This window comes from Nocardiopsis suaedae, from assembly GCF_027706745.1.
In the GTDB taxonomy this organism is placed as follows: Bacteria; Actinomycetota; Actinomycetes; order Streptosporangiales; family Streptosporangiaceae; genus Nocardiopsis_A; species Nocardiopsis_A suaedae.
This window is the reverse complement of record NZ_JAQFWP010000076.1, coordinates 1-11,343: the sequence shown is the minus strand read 5'-3', so window position 1 is coordinate 11,343 and position 11,343 is coordinate 1. Positions and strand designations below refer to the sequence as shown.

Here is an 11,343-nt window from a genome sequence, read left to right as displayed (position 1 = left end):
CCCCGGCCGGGCGACAGGCCACCGGGATGTAAGGGAGAAGGCGCCGACGACGGAGGTGGGCGGACCTACCAGCAGCACTGTCGAGCAGTGGGCGTGTGCGTGGTCGCCGAAGAGGGCGGCGACGGCGACAGCCGGGCGTTTCCCCGGCCCTGCCCGCCGTCCGTCTGGCAGCCGGGGGTCCGGGCGGTCCCGAGACCGGGTGGGCGCCCGGTACGCCCGAATGTTCGGTTCCTGGCCCCTGTAGGGCCTTGCGGGAACCCCCTGGGGCAACGCGTGCGCGCTTTCAACCACTCCCGTGCGCCCAGTGTGCACTTTTGTGCACACTGGGCGCTCGGACGGCTCTCCGCCGACCTGACGGACGGCCGGGGCCCAGATCGGGGTACCAGCCGAGCCGCCCGCCCGGACCGCGAAAAACAAGCGCTCTCATTGGCCGCTTGACATAGAAGCGTCAACGAGAGGGCGGAACAGCCCTGTGCTCAGCCCTTCTCCCGCGCCAGGCGGCGGCGCATGGCCTCCTCCAGGACCTCGGTGTCGTCGAAGGGGTGCACCTCGTCGAGGACCTTCTGGCCCCGCTCGTGCCCCTTGCCCGCGACGACCACCACGTCGCCGGGGCCCGCCCGGTCGACCGCGAGGGCGATGGCCCCGGCCCGGTCCGGCTCGACCGTGACCCGCGCCCGCTCCCCGCGCGGCACCTTGGCCGCGCCCTCCAGCATCGACCCGATGATCGCCAGCGGGTCCTCGCTGCGCGGGTTGTCGTCGGTGAGCACCACCGCGTCGGCCAGCCGCGCCGCCGCCTCGCCCATCAGCGGGCGTTTGGAGCGGTCGCGGTCGCCGCCGCAGCCGACCACGATCGTCAGCCGCCCCTCGGTGACCTCCCGCAGGGACGTCAGCACCGCTTCGATGGCGCCCGGCTTGTGCGAGTAGTCCACCACCGCGGTGAAGTCCTGGCCCGCCTCGACGCGCTGCATGCGCCCCGGCACGCCCGCCGCGGCCGCCACGCCCTCGACCGCGGTGTGCACCGGCACCCCCGCCTCCACCAGGCCGACGATGGCGGCCATCGCGTTGGAGACGTTGAACGGCCCGGGCAGGCCCACCGACGCGTCCAGCTCCACGCCGCCGGGGCCCACGACCCGGAAGGCGCTGCCCCGGGCCCCCAGGCGCACGTCCACCGCCCGCCAGTCGGCCTCCGGGTCGCCCTCGGAGGAGAACGTGGTCACCGGCACCTCGCCGCCGGCCGCGACCATGTCCACCAGGGCGCGCCCGAAGCGGTCGTCCCGGTTGACCACGGCGACCTTGGCGAAGCCCGGGGTGAACAGCTTCGCCTTGGTCTCGAAGTACTCGCGCAGGTCGCTGTGGAAGTCCAGGTGGTCCTGGGACAGGTTGGTGAAGACCGCCACGTCGTAGGTGGTGCCGCCGACCCGGCCCAGGGCCAGGGCGTGGCTGGAGACCTCCATGGCGGTCGCCGCGACGTCCTGCTCCAGCATCGCGGCGAACAGCCCGTGCAGGTCGGTGGCCTCCGGCGTGGTCAGCGAGGAGTCGACGCGCTCACCGCCCACCCGCATCTCCACGGTGCCGATCAGCCCCGTCTTCTCCCCCGCGGTGCGCAGCCCCGACTCCACCAGGTAGCTGACGGTGGTCTTGCCGCTGGTGCCGGTGGTGCCGATGAGCAGCATCCGGTCGGCCGGGTGGCCGTACACCCAGGCCGCGACCTCCCCCAGCACCGCCCGCGGGTCGGCCACGGTCACCACGGGCAGCCGGGTGGCGGCCGCCCGGTCGTAGCCGTCCGGGTCGGTGAGGACGGCGGCGGCGCCGGCCTCCGCCGCCTGGGCGGCGAAGTCGGCGCCGTGCGCCCGCGTCCCCGGCAGGGCCGCGTACAGGTCGCCGGGGCGCACGGCGCGCGAATCGTGGGTGATCCCGGTGATCACCGTCGCGCCGGGGTCGGCGGCCTCCTCGTGCAGGCCCTGGTCGACGCAGGTGACGAACGCGTCGGGGCCCAGAAGGCGGGCCAGCTCGGAGAGCGGGCGGAGCTGCTTGTGGTCAGGTCGCATCACGGGTGGCACGCCGAGAGGCTATCGGCTGTTCGGGGCCCACGGATAATCCACCGCGCGGCGGCGCGGGGCGGGACGCCGGCGGCCGTGCCCGTCCGCCCCGCCGCGCACCGCTACTCGTCCTCGAACAGCTTGATGTTGGGCGGCTCGGTCTCCGACGGCGGGATCTTCAATGACTTCAGCCCGAACGACATGACGTCCTTGAAGAGCGGCCCGGCGGCCTCGCCCCCGTAGTACTCCTTCTGCGGGTTGTGCAGCACGACCTGCACGATGAGCTCCGGGTCGTCGGCGGGGGCGAAGCCCACGAACATCGACGTGTAGCTGCGGCTCTCGTACCGCCCGGTCTCGGGGTCCACCCTGTTGGCGGTGCCGGTCTTGCCCGCCACCCGGTAGCCGTCGATCCGCGCCTGCGTGGCGGTGCCCTGGTCGCCGGTGACGGCCTCCAGCATCAGCTTCACCTCGTCGGAGGTCTCCTCGCTCACCACCCGCTCCTTGCGGGGCTCGTCGGAGGGCCGGAACTCCCCGTCGGCGCCGACGGTGCCCGCCACCAGGCGGGGCTCCACCCGCACGCCGTCGTTGGCGATGGTGGCGTACACGCTGGCCATCTGCATCGCGGTCACCGACAGGCCCTGGCCGAAGGAGATCGACGCCAGCTGGGTGCCCCACCAGTCGTCCGGGTGCTTGAGCACCCCGGCCTCCTCGCCGGGCAGGTCCAGCCCGGTCGGGCGGCCGAAGCCGAACTTGCCCAGGTAGTCGTAGAGCCCCTGGGCGCCGAGCTGCTGGGCCACCTTGATGGTGCCCACGTTGGACGACTGGGCGATGATGCCGTTGAGCGTCATCCGCTCGGTGTCGTGGATGTGGGAGTCCTTGAAGGTGCGGTCGTAGACCTCCATGGAGTAGGGCACCGTGTACACGGACTCCGGGCTGGTCTTCCCCTCCTCCAGGGCCGCCGCGGCGGTGATCACCTTGTTGGTGCTGCCGGGTTCGAACACCTCCGAGACCGCGCCGTTCTTGCGGTTCTCGGGGTCGGTGCCGGCGATGTCGGAGGGGTCGTAGGTGGGGTAGTCGGCCATGGCCACGATCTCGCCGGTGGGGCGCATCGCGATGATGCTGCCGCCCTGGGCCCCGAGCTCCTCGGCGCGCTCGGCCAGCGCCTGCTGGGCGTACCACTGCACGTCCTGGTCGAGGGTGAGCCGCACGTCCTTGCCGGGCACCGGCTCCCGGGCGTACCCGCCGGCCATGGGGATCTGGGTGCCGGTGGCGCCCATCTCCACCTGCTGCTTGCCCGGCCTGCCCGCCAGGGTGGAGTCCAGCACGGCCTCCATGCCCTCCAGCCCGGCGCCGTCGGAGCCGACGAAGCCGACCAGGTCGGCGGCGCCGGACTCCTCCGGGTAGACGCGCTTGTAGTCCTTCTGCGCGCCGACCCCCTGCAGGCCCAGCTCGGACAGGTCCTCCCAGTCGTCGGGGGGCACCTCGCGCTTGACCACCTCGTACCGGGAGGGCGTGGCGCCGACCTTCTCCGCGACCTCGTCGGGGTCCAGGTCGAACCGGGAGGACAGCTCGGAGACGACCCTGTCGCGCTCGTCGTCGCGGATCTCCTCGGGGTCGACGAAGACCGTGCGCACCTCGACCGACAGGGCGAAGGGGTTGCCGTCGACGTCGGTGATGGAGCCCCGCGTGGTGGGGATGTCGATGGTGGCCATGCGCGAGTCGGCGGCCTGCTCGGCGTAGGTGGCGGCGTTGATGCCCTGGATGTAGACCAGGCGGCCGGTGAAGAGCACCATCACCACGGCCATGATCATCACCGCGATGCGCAGCCGCCGCTGCGGGTCGCCCCGGCGGAAGCGGCGCCGCAGCAGCGGCGAGGGGGGCGGCGGCCCACTCCCCGGCCGGGGCCGGGCGGGGCGGCGGCGCGGGGGCTCCTGGCCTGCGGGGCGGCGGGGGCGGGCGGCTCCGCCGCGGGGGCGGTCGGGGCGTCCTCCGCGCGGCGCGGGGCCGCGCGCGGGCCGCCGCGGGTCGCGGGAGCGCCCGTCACGGGACGGGCTCACCGGCGGCCCTCCGCTCCGCCTCTGCGGCCTCTGCGGCGTCGACTCGCTCTCACCTGCCGTCCTCTCCGTGTCCCCGGTGTCCGGTCCCCGGGGCGCGGTCGGCCGCGTCCCCGGTGTGCGTGCGCCGCGCCCGGGGCGCGGCGGGCGTCACGGGCCGTCCCCGGAGGCCCCGCCGGAGCCCTCGCCACTGACGCGGCCCTCATCGGTGTAGAGGAAGCCGGGGGCCTCGCCCTGCTCCATGCCCATGTCCTCGGCCTCGCGGGCGATCCGCTCGGGCGACTCCAGGTGGACGACCTCCTCCTGGAGGCTCTCCTGGCGGTTGACCAGCTCGCTGTTCTCGGCCTGCAGCCGGGCGATGGTGAAGGAGTCCTCCACCAGCACGGTGCGCAGCGCCAGCAGGCTGATCAGCGCCCCGGCCAGCAGCCCCAGCACCAGCAGCACGAACGGCATGCGCGGGGCGCGCGCCGGTGCGGCCGGGCGCCGCGGCGCGCGGGCGGTGCCGGTGCGCGGGGCCGGCCCGCGCTCGGCCGGGCGGGTGCGCGTGGGCGCCGCCGCGCGGCCGGTGCGCGCGCCGCCTGCGGGCGCGCTCCCGCCGCGGGGGGCGCCCCGGGTGGTCGTGGTCATCTCCTGCCCTCCCTCTACCGGTCCTCGCGGCGCCCGCTCAGCGCCGGCGCGTCCGCTCGGCGGCCCTCAGGCGCGCCGAGGCGGCCCGGGGGTTGCGCTCGCTCTCCTGCTCGTCGGGGGTCTCGCCGCCCCGGGTCAGCAGGCGCAGCTCGGGCTGCCGGTCGGGAAGGGGGACCGGCAGGTCGGGCGGCGTGGTGTCCTTGGCCCGCGCCGCGAGCGCCCGCTTGGTCATGCGGTCTTCGAGGGAGTGGTAGGACAGCACCGCGATGCGCCCGCCCACGGCCAGGCGGTCGATCGCGGCCGGAAGCGCGCGCTCCAGGATCGACAGTTCACCGTTGACCTCGATGCGCAGCGCCTGGAAGGTGCGCTTGGCGGGGTTGCCGCCGGTGCGGCGGGTGGCCGCCGGGATCGCCTCGCGGACGAGGTCGGCCAGGCGGCGGGTGGAGGTGATGGGGGCGCCGGCGCGCTCGCGGACGATCGCCTGGGCGATGCGCCCGGCGAACCGCTCCTCGCCGTAGTCGCGCAGGATCCGGGTGAGGTCGGCGGCCGGGTAGGCGTTGACGACCTCCTCGGCGGTGAGCCCCTGGGTGCGGTCCATCCGCATGTCCAGGGGGGCGTCGTAGGAGTAGGCGAAGCCGCGGCCGGCCTCGTCCAGCTGGGGGGAGGACACGCCCAGGTCGAGCAGGACCGCCTGGGCCTCGGGGACGCCCAGGCCGTCGAGGACCCCGGGCAGGTCGTCGTACTCGGCGTGGGCGAACTCCACGCGGTCGGCGAAGGGGGCCAGGCGGGCGCGGCTGCGGTCCAGGGCGGTGGTGTCCCGGTCGATGCCGACCAGGCGCAGGCCGGGGTGCGCGCGGAGCAGGGCCTCGGCGTGCCCGCCCAGGCCCAGGGTGCCGTCGACGACGACGGCGCCGGGCTCCTCCAGTGCCGGGCGCAGCAGCTCGGCGATGCGCTCCAGCATCACCGGCACGTGCGCGGTGCGCCCGTCCTCTCCGGCGCCCGTCTCGGCGTCGGTGTCCCCCATCAGCACAGCTCCCCCTGCGTCGTGCGCGTACCGCCCCGCGGCGGTCCCCCCGGTCCGCCCGCGCCCGGACGGGCCTTCAGACGCGGGGGCCACCTGGCGCCGGGGAAGTCACGTCAGCTGGCACCGGTCCGCATCTGAAGGCCGGGGGTCCAGGCGGGGCCGTGATGAGATCGGGATCGGGCGCCGCGTCTCACAGCACCCCCGGCAACACCTCCTCGGAGAGTTCCGCGAACGCCTGCTCCTGCTCGGCCTCGTATTCGGCCCAGGCAGCGGCGTCCCAGATCTCCAGGCGCGTGTTGGCCCCGATCACGACGCACTCCCGCTCCAGCCCCGCGTAACCGCGCAGGGCGGGCGGGACGGTGATCCGCCCCTGCTTGTCGGGGACCTCGTCGGACGCGCTGGCGAACAGGACGCGGCTGTAGTCGCGCACCGCCTTGGCGGTGACGGGCGCCGTCCGGAGGTTCTCGGTGACCCGCTGGAACTCGTCCACGGGAAAGGCGTAGAGGCAGCGCTCCTGGCCCTTCGTGATCACCAGTCCCCCCGACAGTTCGTCGCGGTACTTCGCCGGAAGGAACAGCCGCCCCTTCTCATCGAGGCGCAGGGAGTGCGTGCCGAGGAACACCGGCCCCACCTCCCAAGCCCCGGTGGAGCAGTCTCCTCCTCCACGATGCCCCACTGTACTCCACTCTTCCCCACCGTCAACAGTTCCAATCCCGCTTCGACGGCATTTCGGCCCACAAACGCGCAGGTCAGAACCGGTGGGGCGGAGTGGGGGGCGCGGGGAGGGCGCGGTGGGGCGGCACGGATCACCCCCGGCGGCCCGGCCGGGTCCGGCCCCCGTCCGGCCGCCGCGGATCGTTCCGTTTAGGTTTGCTTTCCTCCCTTTTCCTTCTAGCCTCAATTCCGCGGCGCCCTCCATCTCCCCGGGCGCGCGCGTACCCGTCGGCCGCTCCACCGGGAAGGGGACACGTGTCACTCGGCACCCACCACAACGGCCGGGGCCGCCCGGCGCCGGGGGCGGCCGAGCCCCTGCCGGCGGCCGCGGACCGCATCCGCCAGGCGGTCGCTTCGGTGATCGAAGGCAAGCCGGAGGTCGTGCGGATGGCGCTGACCGTCCTGCTCGCCGAGGGGCACCTGCTGATCGAGGACGTGCCCGGGGTCGGCAAGACCATGCTGGCCAAGGCGCTGGGCAGGGCGGTGGACTGCTCGGTCCAGCGCGTCCAGTTCACCCCGGACCTGCTGCCCGGCGACATCACCGGCGTCAGCGTCTACCACCAGGAGACGGGCGAGTTCGAGTTCAACCCCGGCCCGGTGTTCGCCAACATCGTGCTCGGCGACGAGATCAACCGCGCCTCCCCCAAGACCCAGTCGGCCCTGCTGGAGTGCATGGAGGAGATGCAGGTCAGCGTGGACGGCACCCCGCGCCCGCTGGAGCGCCCCTTCATGGTGGTGGCCACCCAGAACCCGGGCGACATGGAGGGCACCTACCCGCTGCCCGAGGCCCAGCGCGACCGGTTCATGGCGCGCATCGCGGTCGGCTACCCCGCCCCCCAGGCCGAGCTGGACATGATCGACATGCACGGGGCCGACGAGCCGCTGGAGCGCCTCGCCCCGGCGGCGTCGGTGGCCGAGGTGCGGTCGATGGTGGAGCAGGTGCGCACCGTGCACGTGGCCCCCGGGGTGCGCCGCTACGTGGTCGACCTGGTGGCCGCCACCCGCACCTCGCCCGCCCTGCGGCTGGGCGCCTCCCCGCGCGCCACCCTGCACCTGGTGCGGGCGGCGCGGGCCTACGCCGCCCTGGAGGGCCGCGCCTACGTCGTGCCCGACGACGTCCAGGCGCTGGCGGTGCCGGTGCTGGCCCACCGGCTGCTGCTGGCGCCCGAGGCGCGGGTGGAGCGCCGCACCGCCGAGCAGGTCGTCGCCGAACTGGTGGCGCGCCTGCCCATCCCCAGCCCCCGCTGACACCGGGCCCACCGCCCGGCCCCCGCTGAGAGGTGAGCCCCCTGCACGCCTTGACCGCCCGAGGAACGGGACTGCTCGTGTTCGGCGCGCTCCTCCTGGGCGCCGGGCTGTTCGTCGGCGAGCGCACGCTCGTCGCCGCGGCGGTCCTGCTCCTCGCGCTGCCCCCGCTGTCGCTGCTGTCCCTGGCGGGCGTCGGCCGGTTGCTGGTGCACAGCCGCACCCTGCGCCCGTCCCGGGTCGCCGCCGGGTCCCAGGCGCTGGTCATGGTCCGGGTGGCCAACGCGGGCGCGGTGCGGCCCGTCGGCGGTGTGCTGGCCGAGGACGCCCTGGCGCCCGGCCTGGGCGAGGCGCCCCGCTTCCGGGTCGGCCTGCTCCCCCCGCGCGGCGCGCACGACATGGCCTACCGGGTCACCGCCGCCCGGCGCGGGCTGCACACCGTCGGGCCGCTGCGGGTGACCGTGGCCGACCCGCTGGGGTGCGCCCGGGTCCGCAGGACCCTGGGTGGGCCCGAGGCGCTGCTGGTCACCCCGCGCCTGGTGGCGCTGGGGCCGGACGGGCCGCACGGCGGCGCCGCCGAACTGGGCGAGAGCCCGGCCCGGTCGATGGCGGCCGGGGGCGAGGACGATCCGGTCCCCCGGCCCTACCAGCGCGGCGACGACCTGCGGCGGGTGCACTGGCGCAGCACCGCCCGGCACGGGGCGCTGATGGTGCGCCGCGAGGAGGCCCACCACGCCGAGGACGCCGACGTGCTCGTGGACATGCGTGCGGCCGGATCCTCCGACCCGGGCGCGGAGACCGCGGTGGCCGCGGCCGCGTCCGTGGCGGTGCACCTGCAGGCGCGGGGGCGCCGGGTGCGGGTGGCCACCGGGGCGGGACGGATCGCCGAGGCCGACGGCGCCCACGGCGGCGCGGCGCGCCTCGTGGAGGCGCTGGCGCTGGCGCCGGAGGCCGCCCCGGGTGCGGTGGGCCCCTGGGCCCTGGCCGGGGCCGACCCGGGCGGAGGCCCCCTGGTCGCGGTGGCCGGCGCGCTCGGTACCGCCGACGCGGCGGCGCTTGCGGCCGTCGGCGGCGAACGGGAGCGGGTGGCGGTGCTGTGCGCCCCGGACGCCCCGGGGGCCGCGGACGCCGAAGCCGTCCTCGCCCGGTCGGGCTGGCGGGTGCTGCGCGTGCGCACGCTCGACGACCTGCCCGCCGCCTGGGCGGCCCTGCCGGCCGCGACGGGAGGCCTCCGATGAGGGCCCAGGTGCGCGCGGCCGCCCTGACGCTCGCGGCGGCGGCCGCTGTGCTGTGCTCGCTCCCGCTGCTGTCGCCGCTGTTCCGTGGGCCGGGGTGGGCCGGTACCGCGGTCACCGTGGTCGTGCTGATGGCGCTGGCCGGGACGGTGCTGCGCGCCGTGCCGCGCGCGGCCGCCGCCGCACCGCCGGTGCAGGCGCTGGTGGCGGTGCTGGCGCTGAGCGCGCTGGCCGCGCCCCAGGAGGCGTTCCTGGGGCTGGTCCCCACCGGGGGCTCCATCGAGCGGGCCGCCGAGATGTTCGCGCAGGGGCGGGCCGAGATCGACGCCAGCCCGCCGCCGATCGGCGGCACCCCCGCCATGGCGCTGATCGTCGCCGTCGGCGCGGCCCTGGTGGCGCTGGTCGCCGACCTGTTCACGGTGGTGGCGCGCACGCCCGCGCTGGTCGGGCTGCCGGTGGCCGCGTTCGCGTCGGTGCCGCTGGCCGTCGACGACTCCGGGGTGGGGGCCGGGGCGTTCGCCCTGGCCGCCGGGGGGTACGTGGCGCTGCTGGCCGTCGACGGACTGCTCCGCGGCGGCGAGCGCCCGGCCGGGGCGCCCGTGGCCGCGGGCGGCCCCTCCCGGGCGGCGGGGGCGGTGTGGCACACGCTGGCGGGGGCCGGTGCCGCCGCCGGGGCGCTCGTGCTGGCGCTGGTGGTGCCGCTGGCGGTGCCGGGCCTGGCCGACGGGCAGGTGCACCGGCTGGCCGACCCGTCCCGGTTCGGCGAGGAGGTCGTCACCACCCAGCACCCGCTGGTGTCGCTGCGCCGCGACCTGGCGTCGCGGTCGGACGCGGTGGTGCTGGAGTACACCACCGCCGAGGACTCCCCCGGCTACCTGCGCACCTACGCCCTGGACACCTTCGACGGCACCGACTGGACGATGGCGCCGGTGCGCGCCGAGGACGGCACCCGGGTCGACGGGGAGCTGCCCCGGCCGCCGGGGCTGAGCACCGCCCTGTCGCCGCGGGAGGTCGACACCGAGGTGCGGCTGGCGCAGGCGCCCGACGAGGCCCGGTTCCTGCCGGTGCCGTACCCGGCGCGCAGCGTCGACATCGGCGGCGAGTGGTACGCCGACCCCGAGTCGCTGATGGTGTACAGCACCGGGGATCAGGACGTCGGCGCCCGGTACACGGTCACCAGCCTGGCCCCGCCCGACCCGGCCGAGGTGGCCGAGCGGGGCTCCGCCCCGCGGACCGACGGGCGGTTCACCGACCTGCCCGACGGGGGCGACCCGGACGTGGCGGAGCTGGCGGAGTCGGTGGCCGAGGGGGCCGACGGGCCGCTGGCCGAGGCGGTCGCCCTGCAGGAGTGGTTCACCTCGCCGGACAGGTTCACCTATTCGCTGGACCCGCCGGAGGTCGCCGAAGGGGAGGACCCGCTGGCGTCCTTCCTGTTCGAGGACCAGGTGGGCTACTGCGAGCAGTTCGCCGCCGCGATGGCGGTGATGGCCCGCACGCTGGACATCCCCGCCCGGGTGGCGGTCGGCTACACCTCCGGCCGCCAGGTGGGCGGGGACCGGTGGGAGGTGCGCGAGTCCGACGCGCACGCCTGGCCGGAGCTGTACTTCGAGGGGGTGGGCTGGCTCCGGTTCGAGCCCACGCCCTCCTCGGGGAGCGGGCAGGGGTCGGCCACGGTGCCCGGCTACGCCACTCCCGAGGCGCTGGACGAGCCGGACGAGCCGGGGGCGGGGCCGTCGCCGGACCGCCCCGAGGAGGAGACGCCTGAGCCCGACTCCCCGGAGGAGACCGAGGAGCCGGAGGACGAAGAGGAGCCGCAGGCGGGCGGCGCCGCCGAGCCGGAGGGGCCGCAGGGCGGCTCCGGCTCCCCCGCGTGGACCGCCCCGGTGGCCGCCGCCGGGGCCGCGGCGGCGGTGCTGGCGCTCCTGCTGGCCCCGGCGGCGGTGCGCCTGGTGGTGCGGCGGTCTCGGGTGGCCCGGGCCGGCGGCGCGGCCGCGCCCGCGGAGGGGGCGGCCGCCGCCTGGCGGGAGGTGCGCGCGCTCGCGGTCGACCTGGGCCTGGACTGGACGCCCGCGGAGTCCCCGAGGGCGGCCGCCCGCAGGCTCACCGAGGAGCGCGGCCTGGCCGAGGCGGACGCCGAGGCGCTGCGGAGGCTGGCCCTGGCCGAGGAGGCGGCGCGCTATGCCCCCGCCCCGGCGGCGGCCCCGCCGGGCGCCCTGGTGGCCGACCTGAGGAGGACGGGCACCGCGCTGCGGCGGGCGTCCGGCAGGGGCGCACGCGTGCGGGCGGTGCTCCTCCCCCGTTCGCTGACGGGCACCGGATCGACGCGCCGCAGTCCCAAGGCGGCGGCCACGGCCTAGGGCGTGTTTCTCGGATCATTTTCGGCTCGCGACCACCAGGACGACGCT

At 76.2% G+C, this 11,343-nt stretch carries 8 protein-coding genes; 3 read left to right on the top strand and 5 right to left on the bottom strand.

Annotation, left to right across the window (positions count from 1 at the left end):
* Window positions 1-476: 476 nt before the first annotated feature.
* From O4U47_RS27280 to mraZ, 5 genes are all read right to left on the bottom strand, one after another.
* Window positions 477-2,048 carry a UDP-N-acetylmuramoyl-L-alanyl-D-glutamate--2,6-diaminopimelate ligase gene (locus O4U47_RS27280; protein WP_270680860.1) on the bottom strand — a complete coding sequence of 524 codons (1,572 nt, stop codon included), beginning with the start codon at window positions 2,046-2,048 and terminating at the stop codon, window positions 477-479.
* A 113-nt stretch (window positions 2,049-2,161) separates the two neighbouring features.
* Entirely contained in the window at window positions 2,162-4,096 is a 1,935-nt protein-coding gene (locus tag O4U47_RS27275) for a peptidoglycan D,D-transpeptidase FtsI family protein (protein ID WP_270680845.1), read from the bottom strand.
* 147 nt (window positions 4,097-4,243) lie between these two features.
* Window positions 4,244-4,720: an FtsB/FtsL family cell division protein gene (locus tag O4U47_RS27270; protein ID WP_270680844.1), complete on the bottom strand. Its 477-nt coding sequence runs from the start codon at window positions 4,718-4,720 to the stop codon at window positions 4,244-4,246.
* A 37-nt stretch (window positions 4,721-4,757) separates the two neighbouring features.
* Complete coding sequence (gene rsmH / locus O4U47_RS27265; protein ID WP_270680843.1) at window positions 4,758-5,744, bottom strand: 16S rRNA (cytosine(1402)-N(4))-methyltransferase RsmH; 987 nt, start codon at window positions 5,742-5,744, stop codon at window positions 4,758-4,760.
* 190 nt (window positions 5,745-5,934) lie between these two features.
* The gene (gene mraZ, locus O4U47_RS27260) at window positions 5,935-6,366 is read right to left on the bottom strand and encodes a division/cell wall cluster transcriptional repressor MraZ (RefSeq protein ID WP_270680842.1); all 432 of its coding nucleotides are present in this window, start codon (window positions 6,364-6,366) and stop codon (window positions 5,935-5,937) included.
* 347 nt (window positions 6,367-6,713) lie between these two features.
* On the opposite strand from mraZ, the gene O4U47_RS27255 reads away from it, so the two are divergent.
* From O4U47_RS27255 to O4U47_RS27245, 3 genes are read left to right on the top strand one after another with little or no spacing between them, the layout of a single operon-like run.
* On the top strand, window positions 6,714-7,706 hold the full coding sequence (locus O4U47_RS27255) for an AAA family ATPase (RefSeq protein WP_270680841.1): 993 nt from the start codon (window positions 6,714-6,716) through the stop codon (window positions 7,704-7,706).
* A 50-nt stretch (window positions 7,707-7,756) separates the two neighbouring features.
* Window positions 7,757-8,941: a DUF58 domain-containing protein gene (locus tag O4U47_RS27250; protein ID WP_270680840.1), complete on the top strand. Its 1,185-nt coding sequence runs from the start codon at window positions 7,757-7,759 to the stop codon at window positions 8,939-8,941.
* Window positions 8,938-11,295, top strand: coding sequence for a transglutaminase family protein (locus O4U47_RS27245; protein WP_270680839.1), 2,358 nt, complete (start codon window positions 8,938-8,940; stop codon window positions 11,293-11,295). The genes O4U47_RS27250 and O4U47_RS27245 overlap by 4 nt, the downstream gene beginning before the upstream one ends.
* The last annotated feature ends 48 nt before the right edge of the window (window positions 11,296-11,343 follow it).

Bases quoted from the DNA above. Each gene is read 5' to 3' on its own strand.
- O4U47_RS27270 (WP_270680844.1), bottom strand. From the start codon at position 4,720: ATGACCACGACCACCCGGGGCGCCCCCCGCGGCGGGAGCGCGCCCGCA.
- O4U47_RS27245 (WP_270680839.1), top strand. From the start codon at position 8,938: ATGAGGGCCCAGGTGCGCGCGGCCGCCCTGACGCTCGCGGCGGCGGCC.
- rsmH (WP_270680843.1), bottom strand. From the start codon at position 5,744: ATGGGGGACACCGACGCCGAGACGGGCGCCGGAGAGGACGGGCGCACC.
- O4U47_RS27280 (WP_270680860.1), bottom strand. From the start codon at position 2,048: ATGCGACCTGACCACAAGCAGCTCCGCCCGCTCTCCGAGCTGGCCCGC.